At 62.1% G+C, this 19,104-nt stretch carries 19 protein-coding genes, 2 tRNA genes and 1 riboswitch; of the genes, 12 read left to right on the forward strand and 9 right to left on the reverse strand.

Annotation, left to right across the window (positions count from 1 at the left end; genetic code table 11):
• Positions 1-421: 421 nt before the first annotated feature.
• On the reverse strand, positions 422-811 hold the full coding sequence (locus OPU96_RS20555; protein WP_498559585.1) for a hypothetical protein: 390 nt from the start codon (positions 809-811) through the stop codon (positions 422-424).
• A gap of 245 nt (positions 812-1,056) precedes the next feature.
• On the opposite strand from OPU96_RS20555, the gene OPU96_RS20560 reads away from it, so the two are divergent.
• The 6 genes from OPU96_RS20560 (at position 1,057) to OPU96_RS20585 (ending at position 4,241) form a co-directional block, all read left to right on the forward strand.
• Positions 1,057-1,290: a hypothetical protein gene (locus OPU96_RS20560; RefSeq protein ID WP_498559586.1), complete on the forward strand. Its 234-nt coding sequence runs from the start codon at positions 1,057-1,059 to the stop codon at positions 1,288-1,290.
• Between the two features lie 38 nt (positions 1,291-1,328).
• Positions 1,329-1,628 carry a 7(1) septoil knot domain-containing protein gene (locus OPU96_RS20565; protein WP_305391247.1) on the forward strand — a complete coding sequence of 100 codons (300 nt, stop codon included), beginning with the start codon at positions 1,329-1,331 and terminating at the stop codon, positions 1,626-1,628.
• Between the two features lie 37 nt (positions 1,629-1,665).
• Complete coding sequence (locus OPU96_RS20570; RefSeq protein ID WP_192296861.1) at positions 1,666-2,244, forward strand: nucleotidyltransferase family protein; 579 nt, start codon at positions 1,666-1,668, stop codon at positions 2,242-2,244.
• 130 nt (positions 2,245-2,374) lie between these two features.
• Entirely contained in the window at positions 2,375-2,815 is a 441-nt protein-coding gene (gene tspO, locus OPU96_RS20575; protein ID WP_305391245.1) for a tryptophan-rich sensory protein TspO, read from the forward strand.
• Positions 2,815-3,753, forward strand: a complete 939-nt coding sequence (locus OPU96_RS20580; RefSeq protein WP_498559587.1) for an alpha/beta hydrolase fold domain-containing protein — start codon at positions 2,815-2,817, stop codon at positions 3,751-3,753. Before tspO ends, OPU96_RS20580 begins: the two co-directional genes overlap by 1 nt.
• A gap of 2 nt (positions 3,754-3,755) precedes the next feature.
• Complete coding sequence (locus tag OPU96_RS20585; protein ID WP_498559588.1) at positions 3,756-4,241, forward strand: GNAT family N-acetyltransferase; 486 nt, start codon at positions 3,756-3,758, stop codon at positions 4,239-4,241.
• A 33-nt stretch (positions 4,242-4,274) separates the two neighbouring features.
• On the opposite strand, the gene OPU96_RS20590 is transcribed toward OPU96_RS20585, so the two are convergent.
• From OPU96_RS20590 to OPU96_RS20600, 3 genes are read right to left on the reverse strand one after another with little or no spacing between them, the layout of a single operon-like run.
• A complete protein-coding gene (locus OPU96_RS20590; protein WP_498559589.1) occupies positions 4,275-5,039 on the reverse strand; it encodes an ABC transporter ATP-binding protein in 765 nt (254 codons plus the stop codon).
• Positions 5,036-6,040 carry a FecCD family ABC transporter permease gene (locus tag OPU96_RS20595; RefSeq protein WP_192296857.1) on the reverse strand — a complete coding sequence of 335 codons (1,005 nt, stop codon included), beginning with the start codon at positions 6,038-6,040 and terminating at the stop codon, positions 5,036-5,038. Before OPU96_RS20595 ends, OPU96_RS20590 begins: the two co-directional genes overlap by 4 nt.
• Positions 6,037-7,047, reverse strand: a complete 1,011-nt coding sequence (locus OPU96_RS20600) for an ABC transporter substrate-binding protein (RefSeq protein WP_498559590.1) — start codon at positions 7,045-7,047, stop codon at positions 6,037-6,039. The genes OPU96_RS20595 and OPU96_RS20600 overlap by 4 nt, the downstream gene beginning before the upstream one ends.
• Positions 7,048-7,164: 117 nt before the next feature.
• Positions 7,165-7,358: riboswitch (cobalamin riboswitch) on the reverse strand.
• Between the two features lie 70 nt (positions 7,359-7,428).
• Between OPU96_RS20600 and OPU96_RS20605 the strand changes: the two genes are divergently transcribed.
• Positions 7,429-7,872: a hypothetical protein gene (locus OPU96_RS20605; protein ID WP_226455100.1), complete on the forward strand. Its 444-nt coding sequence runs from the start codon at positions 7,429-7,431 to the stop codon at positions 7,870-7,872.
• Positions 7,873-8,024: 152 nt separating this feature from the next.
• Here the strand turns inward: OPU96_RS20605 and OPU96_RS20610 are convergent, their stop codons facing one another.
• Entirely contained in the window at positions 8,025-9,407 is a 1,383-nt protein-coding gene (locus OPU96_RS20610; protein WP_498559591.1) for an aldehyde dehydrogenase family protein, read from the reverse strand.
• A gap of 103 nt (positions 9,408-9,510) precedes the next feature.
• On the opposite strand from OPU96_RS20610, the gene ptrR reads away from it, so the two are divergent.
• Entirely contained in the window at positions 9,511-10,383 is an 873-nt protein-coding gene (gene ptrR, locus OPU96_RS20615) for a putrescine utilization regulator PtrR (protein ID WP_498559592.1), read from the forward strand.
• Positions 10,384-10,488: 105 nt separating this feature from the next.
• On the opposite strand, the gene OPU96_RS20620 is transcribed toward ptrR, so the two are convergent.
• Together OPU96_RS20620 and OPU96_RS20625 are read right to left on the reverse strand one after the other, a co-directional pair.
• Complete coding sequence (locus OPU96_RS20620; protein ID WP_105524885.1) at positions 10,489-10,698, reverse strand: hypothetical protein; 210 nt, start codon at positions 10,696-10,698, stop codon at positions 10,489-10,491.
• 99 nt (positions 10,699-10,797) lie between these two features.
• The gene (locus tag OPU96_RS20625) at positions 10,798-11,994 is read right to left on the reverse strand and encodes an amino acid aminotransferase (RefSeq protein WP_192296852.1); all 1,197 of its coding nucleotides are present in this window, start codon (positions 11,992-11,994) and stop codon (positions 10,798-10,800) included.
• A gap of 343 nt (positions 11,995-12,337) precedes the next feature.
• Between OPU96_RS20625 and uvrB the strand changes: the two genes are divergently transcribed.
• On the forward strand, positions 12,338-14,353 hold the full coding sequence (gene uvrB / locus OPU96_RS20630) for an excinuclease ABC subunit UvrB (RefSeq protein ID WP_192296851.1): 2,016 nt from the start codon (positions 12,338-12,340) through the stop codon (positions 14,351-14,353).
• 121 nt (positions 14,354-14,474) lie between these two features.
• Here the strand turns inward: uvrB and OPU96_RS20635 are convergent, their stop codons facing one another.
• Both OPU96_RS20635 and OPU96_RS20640 read right to left on the reverse strand, forming a co-directional pair.
• Positions 14,475-16,025: an MDR family MFS transporter gene (locus OPU96_RS20635; protein ID WP_498559593.1), complete on the reverse strand. Its 1,551-nt coding sequence runs from the start codon at positions 16,023-16,025 to the stop codon at positions 14,475-14,477.
• Positions 16,015-17,061, reverse strand: a complete 1,047-nt coding sequence (locus OPU96_RS20640; protein WP_498559594.1) for an HlyD family secretion protein — start codon at positions 17,059-17,061, stop codon at positions 16,015-16,017. Before OPU96_RS20640 ends, OPU96_RS20635 begins: the two co-directional genes overlap by 11 nt.
• A 183-nt stretch (positions 17,062-17,244) precedes the next feature.
• Between OPU96_RS20640 and gltX the strand changes: the two genes are divergently transcribed.
• The 3 genes from gltX to OPU96_RS20655 all read left to right on the forward strand — a co-directional run bounded on the left by gltX (position 17,245) and on the right by OPU96_RS20655 (position 19,104).
• Positions 17,245-18,726 (forward strand): glutamate--tRNA ligase, encoded by a 1,482-nt coding sequence (gene gltX / locus OPU96_RS20645; protein ID WP_053128828.1) that lies wholly within the window; start codon positions 17,245-17,247, stop codon positions 18,724-18,726.
• Between the two features lie 147 nt (positions 18,727-18,873).
• Positions 18,874-18,949 (forward strand) — tRNA-Ala (locus tag OPU96_RS20650).
• Between the two features lie 79 nt (positions 18,950-19,028).
• Positions 19,029-19,104: transfer RNA gene (locus OPU96_RS20655), tRNA-Glu, on the forward strand.

The raw sequence follows: 19,104 nt of genomic DNA on the forward strand, positions 1-19,104 counted from the left end.
CTAAACAATAAGGCGGTAGCTGTACGCAGGTTAGTAGACCGGTGGAACCTAACAAAACCGGCGCGCCCGAGGGCGCCCTGCGCACAGCCACCATCAAGCACAGACAAGGACGTCTGATAGATGATGCTCATGCAGTTGTTAGGTTAAATCGTAGGCTACTAAACCCGATCACCGAGAAATTCAGCGACCGCGCAACCTTAGATTTCGCCACTCCAGCGCACAAGCCGGCGGATTCTGACGCAGGCGTAGGCAACGGAGCAAGGTGCCGGATGGCTTTGGGATTTATCCTGGCTTGAACTGCGCAATTGATTGGTGCAACGGTCGAATTTTTAGGCCATCGCTGTAGGTTCCGGCCAGCCCTTTTGTAGCCACTTTCTGAAATTGAATTCCGCCCGCGGGCCTCGGGTGAGGCCCGTTCTAATTACCTGAATTTTAAAAGCACGAAGATTATCGCTAGCCAAACACCAGTAACAATTATCATCGCTAGATGGATTTTGAGCAGGCGCTTGAGGTGAGGGGGAAACTTTTCGTGATTGGCTGCATTTAGGTCGCCAATGCGGATATACGTTCTTGGCATCATTATCATCCTTGTGATTTTTGCCATTTCAAGAAGCGACCAAATTAAACCGCGCTTTCCCAAACTCGGTCCCCAAAGATAGATATAACGGCTATTTTTCAGCGCGTCTTTCATGGCGCTCAAGTGCCGGTGACTTAGGTGCAGGCTGTACCCAATACTTACGATTTCGAGCAGCAATGGGCCAGCCAAAAACCAGATTGCTAGCCATGAGTTCCAAAATTCCTCCGTGGTCATGGCTGAGTTCTCTCGTACAAAGTAAACGCGCGCTTATCGCGCAGTTACCCTGATGATCTGGTTTTTTGAAGTACAGTCGGACGCTTCCTGGCTTCATTTAGGAAAAGTCTGGTCGGTAGGTAAGAGCTGACGATGTACTCGCGCCGGAGGAGATATTTCCCAAAGCGCTGGGCAGATAGGTCTACCATGTCGCCCCCGGCAGCTGTTGCACGCGCTACCGACCTCTCTTTTTCAAGGTATCGCCCATGTCCATCGACCAGATCAGCCTGCCCAAAGGCGTCGGCCCCCACGCCGCTAAGCTCCTCGACGCCATCACCGGTGCATCGACCCACGAAGAACTCAACCGTGCCGGCGGCAAGGCGGAAGGTTTTGTGTTGGGGCTGGAGTCGACCAAAGCCATCAAAAGCCAGGTCGCCGAGTCGCTGTACGTGGCTTACGATGACGCGGCAAGCCACCGGGCCAGTGAGTTGAAGGGCTGATAGTCCGTGGACGCTTCATATTTCAGGATGAAATGCTCATGTTTAAAGCTGTTGTCGCGTCACTGCTGCTGATTTCCCCTCTGTGCGTTTCGGCCGCGTCTTCGGTGGATGTCTCGAGGATTTACGGCAAGATCCAGTTCGTCGACAGCTACCCCGACTACAAGGTCAAGGTAGTGAACCAATACCCTGACCTCAAAGTGCAACAGGTGAGTATTTACCCTGACTCAGTTGGAAAATGGCAGACGGTGAGTTCGTTTCCCGATTACAAGATCCAGATTGTCGATTCGTATCCGGACTTCACCATTCAATATGTGGAGTCCTACCCAGGAGTGAATTGAAGGGCGTGGCGCGACACATGGTTTGAAGGGAATACACATGACATTGACCGTCGACCGCTTGCTCGAATTGGCCATGGCCAACCCCATCAATGCCGAGATCACCGCGCGTTTGCCGACGCTGGGGTTGGATCAGTGTTTGCTCACCGCCGGCTGCTTGTTCCAGGCGGTGTGGAACCATCAGGCGAACCGGCCTGCTGGGCATGGGGTGAAGGACTACGACGTTTTTTACTTTGATACGGATCTGTCCTATGAGGCTGAGGACAAGGTCATACGTGCGGCGCAGCGGTTGTTCGACGACCTGGGTGTGAATGTCGAGGTGAGGAACCAGGCGCGGGTGCATCTTTGGTATGGCCAGCGGTTTGGGCGGCCTTACCCGCAATTGCACACCGCCAGACAGGGGATTGATCGTTACCTGGTGGCGGGCACGTGCATTGGCTTGGACGTGGCGACGGGCGAGGTGTATGCGCCGTATGGGTTGGAAGATGTCGAGCAGGGGGTGTTGCGGATCAATCCCCATCACCCGGAGCCGCAGTTGTTTGCCCAGAAGGCGCTGAGTTATCAGGCCCGCTGGCCCTGGCTCAAGATCCTGGAACCAAACCCTGCCGACACGGTTTGACGGGATAACGCGGTGTCTGGGGTGGGGCGGCTGCGCCACCCGGCGCGGCGCAAGCGGGTGTTTGAAGGGGGCGTGAACTTTTACCCCTGTGCTGCCCGTCCAAGTTGAAATGCCCAGCCAAGGACCGACCATGACTTTCTTCATCTTCCTGCTCGCCTGCGTCGCCGCCGCCAGTACCGGCCTGCTGTTCAAGCCCGGCGCGTGGTACGAATCCCTCGTCAAGCCCAGCTTCACGCCGCCCAACTGGCTGTTTCCGGTGGCGTGGACACTGATTTATCTGCTGCTGGCCTGGGCCGGTTATCGCCTCAGCCTGATCCCGGACAGCCAGGTGGTGTTGGCGTTGTGGGCGGCGCAGATTGCGTTGAATACGTTGTGGACGCCGGTGTTCTTCGGCGCGCATCGCATCCTGGCCGGGATGGTGATCCTGGCGGTGTTGTGGCTGACCGTGGCGACGATGGTGGTGCTGGCGGTGCGTCTGGATCTGATCACCGGGTTGATCCTGTTCCCCTACCTGGCGTGGCTGTGTGTGGCGGCGGCGCTGAACTTCTCGATCCTGCGCAGTAACCGCTGATGCCCTATAAACCATGGCCTGCCAGCGAACCCCAGCTGGCCGAAATGCGCCGTTTCAACAAAAAGCTCGCGTGGCTGCCGCGCTTCAAGATCCGCAACCGTGTGACGCCGCGCTTGATCCAGGCGCTGTTGCGCGCCGGTCAGGTGTTCAAGCGCTCGCCCGTGGCGCAAACCCGGCTCGCCGGCAACGTCCCCGTGCGTATCCTGCGGCCAGTCGGCAAACCCAAGGGCGTGGTGCTGGATATTCACGGCGGCGGCTGGGTGATCGGCAACGCGCAGATGGACGACGATCTCAACCTGGGCATGGTCAATGCCTGCGACGTCGCGGTGGTGTCGGTGGACTACCGGCTGGCGGTGGACACGCCGGTGGCAGGCTTGATGGACGATTGCCTGGCGGCGGCGCGTTGGTTGCTCAGCGCCGAGGAGTTTGCCGGGTTGCCGGTGGTCGTTGTCGGCGAATCGGCCGGCGGGCATCTGGCGGCAGCGACGTTGCTGGCGCTGAAGCAATCACCAGAGCTGCTCCAGCGGGTGTGCGGCGCGCTGTTGTACTACGGCGTTTACGATTTGAGCGGCACGCCCAGCGTACGCGCGGCGGGGCCGCACACCTTGTTGCTGGACGGGCCGGGCATGGTCGAGGCGCTACGCCTGCTGACGCCGGGGTTGAGCGATGAAGGACGTCGGCAGGCACCATTGTCACCGCTGTATGGCGACTTCAACGGGTTGCCGCCGGCGTTGATGTGGGTGGGCACGTTGGACCCGCTTAAAGACGACACGCTGTTGATCGCCGAGCGCTGGCCTGGGACTGAGGCGTACCTGGTGCCCGAAGCGGCACATGGGTTTATTCATTTTCCGCTGGGGGTGGGGGCGGCGGTGCTGGAGCACAGCCGGGCGTGGATTCTGCAACGGATTCAGGCGGTAAGCGCCGTGGGTGAAGCGTGACAATGCTGATCCAGCCGGTTGATACGCCGGCTATTCCCGAGGTACTGGCCTTTGTGCTGCACGCCCGTGGCGAGCTGTTTCCCAAGCTCAGCGATGCAGGTATGCCGAACGATCTTGCACAGTTCGAGGCGGTTTACGTGCAAGGCAGCGGCCGGTTTTTGATCGCCCGCGCTGGCGACGAAATTGTTGCCGCGATTGGCTACTTGCCCTATGACGGGCGTTTTCCCCAGTTGGATTACCAGGGGCGCCGGACCGTGGAAGTGGTGCGCCTGTTTGTGCTGCCAGCGTTCCGCCGTTCTGGATTGGCGAGGGAGTTGTACCGTGCGCTGGAGGTGCTGGCGCACGCGCAGGGGGTGGAGGTGATGTACCTGCACACCCATCCGTTTCTGCCGGGTGCGATTGAGTTTTGGCGGCGGCAGGGGTTTGCGGTGGTGGACGTGGAAGCTGATCCGGTGTGGCAGACCACGCACATGCAGCGGCTGCTGTAGTGGCCTGAAGAAGCACCACTGGACTCCCCGTGTTTAGTTGGAACGCAGCCGCAGTATCTGCGCGCCGTCGAACGGGTCTGTGAGGTAGTGCGCCTGCACCCCGAATGTGTCTTGCAAACGCTGCGGCGTCAGCACTTCCAGCGGCTTGCCCAGCGCCACCAATCGCCCGTGGTCCAACACCGCCAGGCGATCACAGGTCAGCGCCTGGTTCAGGTCATGCAGGGCAATCAGCGTCGTCACCGGCAGCGCTTGCACGCCTTTCAAGATCGCCAGTTGATGCTGAATATCCAGGTGATTGGTCGGCTCATCCAGCAACAGGATCTGCGGCCGTTGCGCCAGGGCGCGGGCGATGTGCACGCGTTGGCGCTCGCCGCCGGAAAGGCTGCGCCAGGCGCGTTGGGCCAGGTGGGTGGCGTCCACGTCGTGCAGGGCTTGGCGCACGATGGCGTCGTCTGCATCCGACCACGGGCTCAGCGCCGACAGCCACGGCGTGCGGCCCAGGGCCACGGCGTCGAACACGCGGATGGCGTCATCGGTGTCGGCCTGTTGCTCTACCACGGCCAACTGTTGCGCGATGCTGCGGCGCGACAGCTGCCCGAGGCGCTGGCCGCCCAGCAGCACGTCGCCACACGCCGGGGTACGCAACCCGGCGAGCAGCTTGAGCAGGGTGGATTTGCCGGAACCGTTCGGCCCGACGATACCGAGGGTCTCGCCCAGCTCCACTTCCAGGTGAATGTCGCGCAGCAACTCGGCTTCGCGCACCCTGAAGCCCAGGCCACGGCAACTGAGCACGCTCATCGCGCATTCCTCCGGCCGATCAGGATCAGCGCAAACACCGGCGCGCCTACCAGCGCGGTCACCACACCCACCGGGATCACCTGGCCCTTGATCAAGGTGCGCGACAGCACATCCGCGGCAATCAGGAACAACGCCCCCCCCAACGCGCTGGCCGGCAGCAGGCGCGAATGCCCGGTGCCGAGCAGCAGGCGCACGGCATGGGGGATCACCAAGCCGACAAAGCCGATGGAGCCGACAATCGACACCATCACCGCCGTCACCAACGCCGCGCAACCCACCAGCACAAATTGCACGCGGCGCACCGGGATGCCCAGGGACGCCGCCGAATCCGTGCCAAAGGTGAACGCATCCAGCGCCCGGCGATGCCACAGGCACACCGCCAACCCCACCAGCGCCACCGGCACCGCCAGCCACACCGACGGCCAGCGCACGCCGCTGAGGTTGCCCAGCAGCCAGAACATGATGCCGCGCGCCTGTTCGGAGCTGGCGGATTTGGTGATGAGGAATGCGGTGAGTGCGTTGAACAGCTGCGAACCGGCAATGCCGGCGAGGATGATCTGCCCGGTGCCGCTGGACGAGCCGCTGGCCCGCGCCAATAAAATCACCAGCGCAAACGCCGCCATCGCGCCGACAAACGCGCCAGCCGACAATGAAATCAAGCCGCCGCCCACCCCGATCAGCGCCACCAGCACCGCACCTGTCGAGGCGCCGGCGCTGATGCCCAGCAGGTACGGGTCGGCCAGCGGGTTGCGCAGCAGCGATTGCAGGATCACCCCGCAGGTCGCCAGCCCGGCACCGCAGGCGGCGGCGACCAGCGCGCGGGTCAGGCGGTAGTTCCACACTACGCCTTCGTCGATGGGGTCGAGCACGTAGCCGGCGCCCCACAGTTTATTGGCCAGCACCTGAAGTACGACCTGCGGCGAGATGGCGGTTTCGCCGATGGCCACGCCGGCGAGCACGGCGGCCAGGAGTAGGGCCAGGGCGAGGAGGGCACGAATCATTTCGGCAGGTCGTAGCCGTCGATGGCCGTGGCCAGTTGCTCAAGGCCGTCGAACATGCGGATGCTGGCCTGCAACGCCAGGGCGTCGAGGATGATGATGCGGTTGTTTTTTACCGCATCCATGTTGCGGGTGACCGGGTCGCTGCGCAGGAAGGCGAGTTTCTTTTCATGGTCGTCGGCAGGGTAGCGGCGGCGGTCCATGCGGGCGATGACGAGGAAGGTCGGGTTGGCCTTGGCGATGGTTTCCCAGCCCACGGCGGGCCATTCTTCATCGGACTGCACCACGTTGCGCAGGCCGAGGGTTTGCAGCATGAATTCGGGAATGCCCTTGTGCCCGGCGACATACGGGTCGCTGGCCAGCTCGGCGCTGGAGAACCACACCAGTGCGCTGGCCTGCTTGAGGCCCTTGCTCCGCACGGTGGCGACGGACTTGGCCAGGCGCGCCTTGAGTTCGTCGTTCAGCTGTTGACCGCGGTCCTGCACATCGAAGATCGCCGCCAGTTGGCTGATGCTTTTGTAGATGGTCTCGATGCGGAACGGCTCCAGCCGCGTGCCGTCGGCGCCCACCAGGTTGTCCTTGCCTTCGCAGTCGGAGGGCAGCAGGTAGGTGGGGATCTGCAGTTCGTGGAATTGCTCACGGGTGCCGACCACGCCTTGTGCGCCGACCACCCATTCCAGCTCGGCGGCCACCAACTGCGGGCGCTTGGCGATCACGGCTTCGAAGCTCGGCTCATTGTCGGCCAGGCGTTCGATGCGCTCGTTCTGTGCCTTGAACTGCGGCAGCACACTGTTGAACCACAGTGAGGTGCCGACCACTTTGTCGCCCACGCCCAACGCATAAAGCATCTCGGTGGCGGCCTGGCCGATGGTCACGCTGCGCGCCGGCGCTTGCTGGAAGGTGAGGGTGCTGCCGCAGTTTTCCAGGGTCAGCGGGTAGTCAGTCGGCGCGGCGTGGGCCAGGGCACAAACACTCAGGCCGGTGAGCAGGGCGGTAATGCGTGGCAGCATGGGGCAATCTCCGTTGGGACCGTACAGGGAGCTGGGGCGGTACGGTAGTGGAAATACAGCCATGAACGCTGCCGGTCCGGCAGGCCAGGGATGCCCTTCCCGGACACCCCGCCGGTTGGTGATAACGCTTGGCCGGCAGGTCTCCTGACTGATGCGTCATCGCCACGCTCCGGCCTTCCCGGACAGCGTCCAGTGGCAGTGGGGAGCAGGCTCAGCACCTACAGTTGCGGGGGCAGTTCCGATTGGCGCGGGTGGCCGCGCTTCGGATTCCCTATTAGTCCCGTTGGGGAACCGGCGCGGTATGGTAGTCGATCTTGGACGTGAGGGCGCGTGTCTCTTATGATGCGCGGCCACGGAACCGCCCCATACAAGGAAAATACAGTGAAACGTTTAGTCGCCCTCGCCCTGATCACCCTGCTCGCCGGTTGTGCGACCCAGGGTAAAAGCGAATCGCAGATTTTCGACGAGGCCGCCACTGCCCATGTCATGTCGCTGCCTGCCGGCGCCAACAAGGTGCGTTTGCACAGCGTCAAGATCGCCAGCCATGGTGTGATCGGCGACATGCTGGCGACTGTCCTGGGCGGCGGCGCGAATGCCGGCCAACTCAGGCAAGAACTGCTCAACGCCCAGCGCCTGGGCGACAGTGGGTTCTTGATCATTGGGGCGCGCAGTTCAATCGACGTGGCGGTTGTTGAGAACGCCTGCGAAGGCCTCGGTTTGCAGGGGATGAATATCTACTACGCGGGCAGTGAGGCGCAGCAGGACAAAGTGCGCCACGCGGTTGAACAGGCCCGGGCGCAATTTCACTTCATCAATACCCAGTGACCAACGGTCTGTAGTGAGCGGGCTTGCCCCGCGCCGGGTGGCGAAGCCGCCCCAAACCCAGGCACCTCGGTCTTTCTGATACACCGGGTTGTCTGGATTTGGGGCGGCTTCGCCACCCAGCGCGGGGCAAGGGTGTTAGCCCGGCCGGGGGGTTATTTGCGGTCCAGCCACACGGTCTGCGCGTTGCAGAATTCCCGCACGCCGAAGTGTGACAGTTCACGGCCAAAGCCGCTTTTCTTGATCCCGCCAAACGCCACCCGAGGGTCGGACACGCTGAAGGCGTTGACGAAAATCCCGCCGGTTTCCAGGCGGTTGGCTAGATCCCGCGCCTTCGCCGCGTCGGTGGTGAAGATGCTCGCGGTCAGGCCGAACTCGCTGTCATTCGCCAGCGCTACCGCGTGGTCGGCGTCGCGGGCGGTGATGATCGAGGCTACCGGGCCGAACAGTTCCTGTTTGAACGAGGTCATCTGGTCGGTGACGCCTGCCAGTACGGTCGGCTCATAGTAGTTGCCGGCACCGGCGACCTTATGGCCGCCCAGTAGCAGGGTCGCGCCTTCTTCAAGAGTCGCCTGGACCTGGCCGTGCAGCTCGTCGCGCAGGTCGAAGCGGGCCATCGGGCCGATGTACGTGGCGGCGGATGTCGGGTCGCCCATCACCAGGGCACGGCTGGCCGCGAGGAATTTGGCGGTAAAGGCTTCGGCCACGCCGGCTTCGATGATCAGACGCTTGGCAGCGGCGCAGACTTGCCCGCTGTTCTGGAAGCGTCCAATCACGGCGGCTTGCACCGCGGCGTCAAGGTCGGCGTCGTTGAGCACGATGAACGGGTCGGAGCCGCCCAGTTCCAGCACACACTTTTTCAGCGCGGCACCGGCCTGGGAGCCGATGGCCATACCGGCGCGCACGCTGCCGGTGAGGGTGACGGCGGCGATGCGCGGGTCGGCGATGGCTTTGGATACGCCGTCGGTCGTCACGTTGATCACTTCGAACAGGCCTTCAGCAAAGCCGGCTTTTTTGAATGCCTGCTGCATCAGGTAGGCGCTGCCCATCACGTTCGGCGCGTGCTTGAGCACGTAGGTGTTGCCGGCGAGCATTGTCGGCACGGCGCCGCGCAGCACTTGCCAGACCGGGAAGTTCCACGGCATCACCGCGAGGATCGGGCCCAGTGGGCGGTATTCGATATGGGCGCTGCCGTTGTCCACCAGGGTCGGCTCCGGGGCGAGCATGGCCGGGCCCTGGGCGGCGTACCAGTCACTGAGCTGGGCGCATTTTTCGATTTCGGCGCGGGCCTGGGCGATGGGCTTGCCCATTTCCAGGGTGATCATCTGCGCCATCTCTTCGGCTTGTTCGCGCAGGGCGGCGGCCAGGGCCAGCAGCCGTTCGGCGCGCTGGCTGAGCGGCTGGTGGCGCCAGGTGCGGAAGGCAGCGGTGGCACGGTCGAGGGCGGCGTTCAGCTGCGACTCGCTTTCATACGGGTAGCTGCCGACCGTTTCACCGTTGGCCGGGTTGATCGAGAGGGCGTGGGTAGTTGCGTTCATGGCACCGTCCTGCGCAAGGGATAAGTTGAGTTCAGGTTACGGGGCTGGTTCTTTTCTGGAAACTGAATAATATTGAGCAATACATTCACGATTGGAGAATGACTTGGATCTGGTGCAGCTGGAAATCTTCAAGGCCGTTGCCGAGCAAGGCAGCATCAGCGCCGCCGCGCAGTTGATTCATCGGGTGCCGTCGAACCTGACCACCCGCATCAAGCAACTGGAGCTGGACCTGGGCGTGGAACTGTTCATCCGCGAGAAAAGCCGCCTGCGCTTGTCACCGGCCGGCTGGAATTTCCTCGGTTATGCGCGGCGCATTCTCGATCTGGTGCAGGAGGCCCGCGCCACGGTGGCGGGGGAGGAGCCCCAGGGTGCGTTTGCCCTGGGCTCGCTGGAGAGTACGGCGGCGGTGCGCATCCCGGCGTTGCTCGCGGCGTATAACCAGAAACACACCAAGGTCGAGCTGGACCTGAGCACCGGACCGTCGGGCACCATGATTGAAGGCGTGCTATCGGGGCGCCTGGCGGCGGCGTTTGTCGATGGGCCGGTGTTGCACGCGACCCTGGAAGGCGTGGCGGTGTTTGAGGAGGAAATGGTGGTGATCGCGCCGCTGCATCACGCGCCCATCACCCGGGGCCAGGATGTGAATGGCGAGAATATCTACACGTTCCGCTCGAACTGCTCGTACCGGCATCATTTCGAACGTTGGTTTTCCCAGGACGGTGCGGTGCCGGGGAAGATTTTCGAGATCGAGTCGTATCACGGCATGTTGGCTTGCGTCAGCGCCGGTGCGGGCTTGGCGCTGATGCCGCGCAGCATGTTGGAAAGCATGCCGGGGTTTGCGGCGGTGAGTGTGTGGCCGTTGACGGACAAATTCCGGGTGCTGCACACCTGGCTGATCTGGCGGCGGGGCACGGTGTCGCAGAGCCTCAACAGCTTTGTGAAGCTGCTGCAAGAGCGCGTTCTAGAGCCAACATAGATCAGGTGTGGGAGCTGGCTTGCCTGCGATGCAGGCGACGCGATCGTCCTGCATGACCGAGTAGAGGCCATCGCAGGCAAGCCAGCTGCCACAGTTTGATCGGTGTCAGCCGCCAAATTGCAGGGTGCCCATGGCGAGCTTGGCCATCAGTGCCGTGGCCCCCAGTTGCACCAGCCACAACGCCAAGCCACCGAGGAACACCCCTAGCGCTACCTGCAACACCAGGCTCTTCTGGCGCTTGGGTTGCGGCGCGCGGGGCACATAGTCATCCAGCTCGTCGCGGTCGGCACGCAGGTCCAGGTCGTCGTTTCTCATAAGGTTCTCACAGCAAAGGGGCGGGCAAGGTTCAGTCTAGGGGCTGGATACGAAAAAGGGGAAGCCAGCGGCTTCCCCTTCTGTGCAACGGCTCCAGGCTTACAGGACCTGGACGATTGCCTTTGTGACTGCGTCGATGTTCGACTGGTTCAACGCCGCCACGCAGATGCGGCCGGTGTCGAGGGCGTAGATGCCGAACTCGGTGCGCAGGCGGGTGACTTGCTCAACGGTCAGGCCGGAGTAGGAGAACATCCCACGCTGGCGGCCGACGAAGCTGAAGTCATGGCCCGGTGCAGCCTTGGCCAGTTCCGACACCATCTGCTCACGCATCCCACGAATGCGCAGGCGCATTTCAGCCAGTTCGGCTTCCCACTGCGCGCGCAGCTCAGGACTGTTCAGCACGGCAGCTACAATCGCGGCGCCGTGGGTTGGCGGGTTGGAGTAGTTGGTGCGGATCACACGCTTGACCTGGGACAGGATGCGCGCGCTTTCTTCCTTGGATTCGCCGACGATGGACAGCGCGCCCACACGTTCGCCGTACAGGGAGAACGACTTGGAGAACGAGCTGGACACAAAGAAGGTCAGACCGGACTCGGCGAACAGGCGCACGGCCGCGGCGTCTTCGTGGATGCCATCGCCAAAGCCCTGGTAGGCCATGTCGAGGAACGGTACGAGGCGCTTGGCCTTGACCACGTCCAGCACGTTCTGCCAGTCGGCCGGGGTCAGGTCGACGCCGGTCGGGTTGTGGCAGCAGGCATGCAGCACCACGATGGACTGCGGCGGCAGGGCGTTGAGGTCTTCGAGCAGGCCGGCACGGTTTACGTCATGGGTGGCGGCGTCGTAGTAGCGGTAGTTCTGCACCGGGAAACCGGCGGTTTCGAACAGGGCGCGGTGGTTTTCCCAGCTTGGGTCGCTGATGGCGACGACGGCGCCTGGCAGCAGTTGCTTGAGGAAGTCAGCACCGATTTTCAGCGCGCCGGTGCCGCCAACCGCTTGCACGGTGGTGACGCGGCCAGCGTTCAGCAGTGGCGACTCAGCACCAAACAGCAGGGTCTGCACGGCCTTGTCGTAGGCCGCGATGCCGTCGATTGGCAAGTAGCCACGGGCAGCGTGTTGCGCCACGCGAATGGCTTCCGCTTCGGCAACGGCACGCAAGAGTGGAATCTTCCCCTCCTCGTTGCAGTAAACGCCTACGCCAAGGTTGACCTTGGTGGTTCGAGTGTCGGCGTTGAATGCTTCGTTGAGGCCCAGGATAGGATCGCGTGGTGCCATTTCGACAGCGGAGAACAGGCTCATTTTTGCGGCAGCTCTATGGGGGAAGGGAGGGACGTGTCGCGCTCCAGCCGAATGCACTAGAGCGGTGCACAAACGGGGAGCTAGTATAGAGGCCATCACGGCTGAGAGCGACAACCGAAACGGCTTTTCGGCCAAGTTTTTCGGTTTATTTGCCGACCGTTAGTCTTATTGCAACGCAGATCGACAGCGGCATGCAGGACGATTGCCTTGAAACCCGTCACATTCGCCACCACTTCTACGGCTATCATGGTTTTTTCCTGCTGCCCGCTCTGAATATTCGCGGGTGGTGGTCTTTTTCGTTCCCGACGGGTTTACAGTCTGGGGTGACTTCAAGAGGTACGTTATGTCGGATTTCCAACTCGTCACCCGCTTCGAGCCCGCCGGCGATCAACCCGAGGCGATTCGCCAGATGGTCGAAGGCATCGAGGCCGGCCTGGCGCACCAGACGCTGCTCGGGGTGACCGGTTCGGGCAAGACCTTCAGCATCGCCAACGTGATCGCGCAGATCAATCGCCCGACCCTGGTGCTGGCACCGAACAAGACCCTGGCCGCGCAGCTCTACGGCGAGTTCAAGGCGTTCTTCCCGAACAACGCGGTGGAGTACTTCGTTTCCTACTACGACTACTACCAGCCTGAAGCCTACGTGCCGTCGTCGGACACCTTCATCGAGAAAGATGCGTCTATCAACGACCACATCGAACAGATGCGCTTGTCGGCGACCAAGGCGCTGCTGGAGCGCAAGGACGCGATCATCGTCACCACGGTGTCGTGCATCTACGGCCTGGGCAGCCCGGAAAGCTACCTGAAGATGGTGCTGCACATCGACCGGGGCGACAAACTCGACCAGCGCGAAGTGTTGCGCCGACTGACGAGCTTGCAGTACACCCGCAACGACATGGATTTCGCCCGCGCCACCTTCCGCGTGCGCGGCGATGTGATCGACGTGTACCCGGCCGAGTCCGACCTGGAAGCGATCCGCATCGAACTGTTCGACGATGAAGTCGAAAGCCTGTCGGCCTTCGACCCGTTGACCGGCGAAGTGATCCGCAAGTTGCCACGCTTCACCTTCTATCCGAAAAGCCACTACGTTACGCCGCGTGAAACCTTGCTGGACGCCGTTGAGCACATCAAGGTGGAGCTGGCCGAGCGTCTCGACTACCTGCGCGCCAACAACAAGCTGGTGGAAGCCCAGCGCCTGGAGCAACGCACGCGCTTCGACCTGGAGATGATCCTGGAGTTGGGCTACTGCAACGGCATCGAAAACTACTCGCGCTACCTCTCGGGCCGCGATTCTGGCGCGCCGCCGCCGACGCTGTATGACTACCTGCCGGACGATGCGCTGCTGGTGATCGACGAATCCCACGTCAGCGTGCCGCAGGTCGGCGCGATGTATAAGGGCGACCGTTCGCGTAAAGAAACGCTGGTGGAATACGGTTTTCGCCTGCCTTCGGCGCTGGACAACCGGCCGATGCGGTTTGACGAGTGGGAAGCCATCAGCCCGCAGACGATTTTTGTATCGGCGACGCCGGGCAACTACGAGGCTGAGCATGCCGGCCGCGTGATCGAGCAGTTGGTGCGTCCGACCGGCCTGGTCGACCCGGAAATCGAAATCCGCCCGGCGCTGACCCAGGTCGATGACTTGCTCTCGGAAATCCACAAACGCGTCGCGCTGGAAGAGCGGGTGCTGGTCACCACGCTGACCAAGCGCATGTCCGAAGACTTGACCGACTACCTTGCCGACCACGGCGTACGCGTGCGTTACCTGCACTCGGACATCGACACCGTGGAGCGCGTGGAGATCATCCGCGACCTGCGCCTGGGCACCTTTGACGTGCTGGTGGGGATCAACCTGCTGCGTGAAGGTTTGGACATGCCGGAAGTGTCGCTGGTGGCGATCCTCGACGCGGACAAGGAGGGCTTCCTGCGCTCCGAGCGTTCGCTGATCCAGACCATTGGGCGTGCCGCGCGTAACCTCAATGGCCGCGCGATTCTCTATGCCGACCGCATCACCGGCTCCATGGAGCGCGCGATTGGCGAGACCGAGCGCCGTCGCGACAAGCAGATTGCCTTTAACCTGGCCAATGGCATTACGCCCAAGGGCGTGTTCAAGGACGTTGCCGACATTATGGAAGGCGCTGTCGTACCGGGTTCGCGCAGCAAGAAGCGCAAAGGCATGGCCAAGGCGGCCGAGGAAAGCGCCAAGTACGAGAACGAACTGCGCTCGCCGAGCGAGATCACCAAGCGTATTCGCCAGTTGGAAGAGAAAATGTACCAGTTGGCGCGGGATCTGGAGTTTGAAGCGGCGGCGCAGACGCGCGATGAGATTGGCAAGTTGCGCGAGCGGTTGTTGGCGGTTTGATTTTGCGCTGACGGTACTGGCCTCTTCGCGAGCAAGCCCGCTCCCACACTTGACCGTGTTCTAACGTTGAAATGCGGTCAAGTGTGGGAGCGGGCTTGCTCGCGAAAGCGGCACCACGGTCTCAATGACTCTCCCCAGCCTTCAACCCCGCCGGCAACGTCTTGGTCAACAACACCGCGACCATACTGACCCCCAGCGCCAACCCGACAAAGTGAAACGCATCGTTGTAGGCCATGATCTGCGCCTGCTGGTGCGCGATCTCGCTGAGCTTGCCCAGCGCCGCGGTGTCGCTGCCGAACTGCTGCGCCAGTGTTGCCAGTCGCTCCGCCACCTGCGGGTTGGTCGGCACGATCGCCTCGCGCAAATAATCGAAATAGGTCTTGGTGCGCGCATCCAGCAGCGTCGCCAGCAATGCAATGCCGATGGCGCCGCCCAGGTTGCGCAGGATGTTGAACAGGCTCGACGCCGAGCCTGCGTCCTGGGGCAGGATGTAGGCGGTGGCGATCAGCGAGATGGTTACCATGATCAGCGGCTGCCCCAGGGCGCGGATGATCTGGATCTGGTTGAACTGGCTGCCGGCGAAGTCCGGGTTGAGCACCCCCGAGGAAAAACTCGCCAGGCCGAACAGGCCGAATCCTACAGTGCATAGCCATTTGGGCGACACGTACTTCATCAGCTTGGGCACCAGCGGAATCAGAAACAGCTGGGGCACGCCCATCCACATGATCACTTCGCCGATCTGTAAGGCGTTGTAGTTCTGGATCTGCGCCAGGTACAGCGGCAGCAGGTAGATCGAGCCGTACAGGCCGACGCCCATGCCGATGCTGGCAATGCTCGACAGGCCAAAGTTGCGGTTGGCGAGGATGCCCAGGTTGATCAGTGGGTTGGGTTTGGACAGTTGCACGATGACAAAGGTGATCAGGCTGAGCAGGGCGATGCTGCCGAGGCTGACGATCAGGTTCGACTCAAGCCAGTCTTTGCGGTGGCCTTCCTCCAGAAACACCTGCAAGCAGCCGAGGCCCACCGCCAGGGTGGCGATGCCCAGGTAGTCGGTGCTCTTCAGCAGGTCCCAGTTCGAGGCCTTTTTTTCCAGGCCATAGAGCAGCCCGGCGATCATCAGCAGGCCCGGTGGCACGTTGATGTAGAAGATGTATTCCCACCCCCAGTTTTCCGTGAGCCAGCCGCCGATGGTCGGGCCGATGGAGGGCGCGAAGGTGGCGGTCATGGCGAACATGGCCATGCCTTTGGCGCGGTGGTGTTCGGGTAGCTTGATCAGGGTAAGGGTGAACGCCAGCGGGATCAGCGCACCGCCGGTAAAGCCTTGCAGGGCGCGGAACACGATCATGCTTTCCAGGCTCCAGGCCATGGAGCACATCAACGAGGCGATCAGGAACCCCACCGACACCCAGACCGCCAGCCGCCGCGCCGAGAGCAACTGCACCAGCCAGGCGGTGAGGGGGATCATGATGATTTCGGCTACAAGGTAGGACGTGGAAATCCACGAGCCTTCTTCCAGGGTGGCTGACAGCGCGCCCTGGATGTCCTTGAGCGACGAGTTGGTGATCTGGATGTCGAGCACCGCCATGAACGCGCCGAGCATCACGCTCATCACCGCGATCCAGTCGCGCCGGCTCGGTTCGCCGAGCGGGCGCAGCAGTTGATCACCGGCCATCGGGCTGGTCTTTGATGTTCACTTTGACGGTCACGGACATGCCGGGACGGATCTTGCCGTGCAGCGGGTTATCCGTGGCGAAGGTCAGTTTTACCGGGATGCGCTGTACGACTTTGGTGAAGTTGCCCGTGGCATTGTCCGGCGGCAACAGGCTGAACTGCGCGCCGGAGGCGGCGAACAGGCTGTCGACCTTGGCCTCGATGGGCGTGTCGGGGTAGGCGTCGAAGGTCAGCTTGGCCTTTTGCCCGGGCTGCATGTGGCCGATCTGGGTTTCCTTGAAGTTGGCCTGGATCCAGATGTCTTGGTCGGGGACGATCGACAGCAGGTAGGCGCCGGCCTGTACGTACTGGCCGTTGCGTGCGGCGCGCTGGCCCACCAGGCCGCTGATCGGCGCGTGGATCTCGCTGCGGGTGAGGTTGAGTTCGGCCTGGGCCAGGTCAGTCCTGGCGTTGGCGATCAGCGCGTCGAGGCGCTTGATCTCGGCGTTGAGGGCGTTGACCTGCTGGCGCTGGCCCTGCAAGTCGGCCTGGGCCATGGTCACCTGGGAGCGGGCGATGTGGTTGTCGGCGGAGAGGGTGGTCACGCGTTCTTCCGAGACGTAGCCGGGCTTGCGCAGGGTTTGTGCGCGGGACAGGTCGATCTGCGAGCGGCCGAGGCTGGCCTGGCTTGACGCGACTTTGGCCGCGCCGGCGGCGATCAGGCTGGCTTGCTGGGTGAGTTTGCTTTGTGCCTGGGTGCGTTCGGCCTCGCGCATGGCCAGGGCGGCGTTGGCGCGGTCGACGGCGAGGTGGAAGTCGTCGGCTTCGAGCTGTACCAGGAGCTGGCCTTTTTGTACGTGTTCGTTATCGCCGACCTTGACCTCGACGATGCGGGCGCCGAGCTGGCTGGACACGCGGGTGATCTCACCCTGCACATAGGCGTTGTCGGTGCTCTCATAGAAGCGGCCCTTGAAGAACCACTGGGCGAAGAAGCCCAGGCCGATCAGGACTACGAGGCACACGAAGATAAACAGTCGGCGTTTCAGTGGGGCTGGCATGGGCGAGGTGTCTGTAACAAGAGGTAATGGAATATAGCCAGCCAAGCATCTGTCCAATAGCCATGACTGGCCTCCAGACCGAAGCTTGGCCTAAATGCCCTTCTGCTGGAGCCCAAGTGCCGAGGGCTGTTACCATTCGCGCCTTGTTTCAATTCCAGTTTTATCGCCAATTCGAGACCCGCCATGACCACCGTCCGCACGCGCATCGCGCCATCGCCTACTGGGGATCCCCACGTCGGCACTGCCTACATCGCCTTGTTCAACTACTGCTTTGCCAAGCAGCACGGTGGTGAATTCATCCTGCGGATCGAAGACACCGACCAACTGCGCTCGACCCGTGAGTCGGAGCAGCAGATTTTCGATGCCCTGCGCTGGTTGGGCATTACCTGGGCCGAGGGCCCGGACGTCGGTGGTCCCCACGGCCCGTATCGCCAGAGCGAGCGCAGCGACATCTACAAGCAGTACACCCAGCAACTGGTCGACATGGGCCACGCGTTCCCATGCTTCTGCACCGCCGAAGAGCTGGACCAGATGCGTGCCGAGCAACAGGCGCGTGGCGAAACCCCGCGTTACGACGGCCGCGCGCTGCTGCTGTCGAAAGAAGAAGTGGCCCAGCGCCTGGCGGCCGGCGAGCCCCATGTGATCCGCATGAAGGTGCCGAGCGAAGGCGTGTGCGTGGTGCCGGACATGCTGCGCGGTGACGTCGAGATCCCGTGGGATCGCATGGACATGCAAGTGCTGATGAAGACCGACGGCCTGCCGACGTACTTCCTGGCCAACGTGGTCGACGACCACCTGATGGGCATCACCCACGTGCTGCGCGGTGAAGAATGGCTGCCGTCGGCGCCTAAGCTGATCCTGCTCTACGAGTACTTCGGTTGGGAACAACCACAACTGTGCTACATGCCGCTGTTGCGTAACCCGGACAAGAGCAAGCTGTCCAAGCGCAAGAACCCGACCTCGGTGACGTTCTACGAGCGCATGGGCTTCATGCCGGAAGCGATGCTCAACTACCTGGGCCGCATGGGCTGGTCGATGCCGGACGAGCGCGAGAAGTTCTCGCTGCAGGAAATGGTCGACAATTTTGACCTGTCCCGCGTGTCCTTGGGGGGGCCGATCTTCGACATCGAGAAGCTGTCGTGGCTCAACGGCCAATGGTTGCGTGACCTGCCGGTGGAAGAGTTCGCCAGCCGCGTGCAGCAGTGGGCGTTGAACCCCGAGTACATGATGAAGATCGCACCGCTGGTGCAGGGCAGGGTGGAGACGTTCAGCCAGGTCGCACCGTTGGCCAGCTTCTTCTTTGCCGGTGGCGTGAACCCGGATGCCAAGTTGTTCGAATCCAAGAAGCTCTCGGGCGATCAGGTGCGCCAGTTGATGCAGTTGATCCTGTGGAAGCTGGAAAGCCTGCGCCAATGGGAGAAGGACGCGATCACCGCGACGATCCAGGCGGTGGTGGAATCCCTTGAATTGAAATTGCGCGATGCCATGCCGCTGATGTTTGCCGCGATCACCGGGCAGGCCAGTTCGGTATCGGTGCTGGATGCGATGGAAATTCTCGGCCCGGACCTCACGCGTTTCCGTCTTCGCCAAGCCCTTGATTTGCTTGGTGGTGTGTCGAAGAAAGAAAACAAAGAGTGGGAAAAGCTGTTGGGCGCTATCGCTTAATCAGCCTGCTGCAACGGCGAAACCCAGGTTTTCCGGGGTTTCGCCGGTAAGTGATTGTTATCCCGGCAAAAAACTTTGGAAATTGTTGAAAATAAATTTGACACACTTCCAAACCGCCATTAAGATTCGCCCCGTCCTCACCGATGAGGGGCTATAGCTCAGCTGGGAGAGCGCTTGCATGGCATGCAAGAGGTCAACGGTTCGATCCCGTTTAGCTCCACCAATTTACAGGTTCAAGGTCTGGCCACACCGTCCTTGAATCGATCAGTTCTCAGCGCTGATCATGTTGTACAGAAGGTTTTGTCCCCTTCGTCTAGTGGCCTAGGACACCGCCCTTTCACGGCGGTAACAGGGGTTCGAGTCCCCTAGGGGACGCCA

It is taken from the genome of Pseudomonas sp. RP-B7, from assembly GCF_059803535.1.

Coding starts and splice junctions, on each gene's coding strand:
- OPU96_RS20555 (WP_498559585.1), bottom strand. CDS start 811: ATGACCACGGAGGAATTTTGGAACTCATGGCTAGCAATCTGGTTTTTG.
- OPU96_RS20560 (WP_498559586.1), top strand. CDS start 1,057: ATGTCCATCGACCAGATCAGCCTGCCCAAAGGCGTCGGCCCCCACGCC.
- OPU96_RS20565 (WP_305391247.1), top strand. CDS start 1,329: ATGTTTAAAGCTGTTGTCGCGTCACTGCTGCTGATTTCCCCTCTGTGC.
- OPU96_RS20570 (WP_192296861.1), top strand. CDS start 1,666: ATGACATTGACCGTCGACCGCTTGCTCGAATTGGCCATGGCCAACCCC.
- tspO (WP_305391245.1), top strand. CDS start 2,375: ATGACTTTCTTCATCTTCCTGCTCGCCTGCGTCGCCGCCGCCAGTACC.
- OPU96_RS20580 (WP_498559587.1), top strand. CDS start 2,815: ATGCCCTATAAACCATGGCCTGCCAGCGAACCCCAGCTGGCCGAAATG.
- OPU96_RS20585 (WP_498559588.1), top strand. CDS start 3,756: ATGCTGATCCAGCCGGTTGATACGCCGGCTATTCCCGAGGTACTGGCC.
- OPU96_RS20590 (WP_498559589.1), bottom strand. CDS start 5,039: ATGAGCGTGCTCAGTTGCCGTGGCCTGGGCTTCAGGGTGCGCGAAGCC.
- OPU96_RS20595 (WP_192296857.1), bottom strand. CDS start 6,040: ATGATTCGTGCCCTCCTCGCCCTGGCCCTACTCCTGGCCGCCGTGCTC.
- OPU96_RS20600 (WP_498559590.1), bottom strand. CDS start 7,047: ATGCTGCCACGCATTACCGCCCTGCTCACCGGCCTGAGTGTTTGTGCC.
- OPU96_RS20610 (WP_498559591.1), bottom strand. CDS start 9,407: ATGAACGCAACTACCCACGCCCTCTCGATCAACCCGGCCAACGGTGAA.
- OPU96_RS20620 (WP_105524885.1), bottom strand. CDS start 10,698: ATGAGAAACGACGACCTGGACCTGCGTGCCGACCGCGACGAGCTGGAT.
- OPU96_RS20625 (WP_192296852.1), bottom strand. CDS start 11,994: ATGAGCCTGTTCTCCGCTGTCGAAATGGCACCACGCGATCCTATCCTG.
- uvrB (WP_192296851.1), top strand. CDS start 12,338: ATGTCGGATTTCCAACTCGTCACCCGCTTCGAGCCCGCCGGCGATCAA.
- OPU96_RS20635 (WP_498559593.1), bottom strand. CDS start 16,025: ATGGCCGGTGATCAACTGCTGCGCCCGCTCGGCGAACCGAGCCGGCGC.
- OPU96_RS20640 (WP_498559594.1), bottom strand. CDS start 17,061: ATGCCAGCCCCACTGAAACGCCGACTGTTTATCTTCGTGTGCCTCGTA.
- gltX (WP_053128828.1), top strand. CDS start 17,245: ATGACCACCGTCCGCACGCGCATCGCGCCATCGCCTACTGGGGATCCC.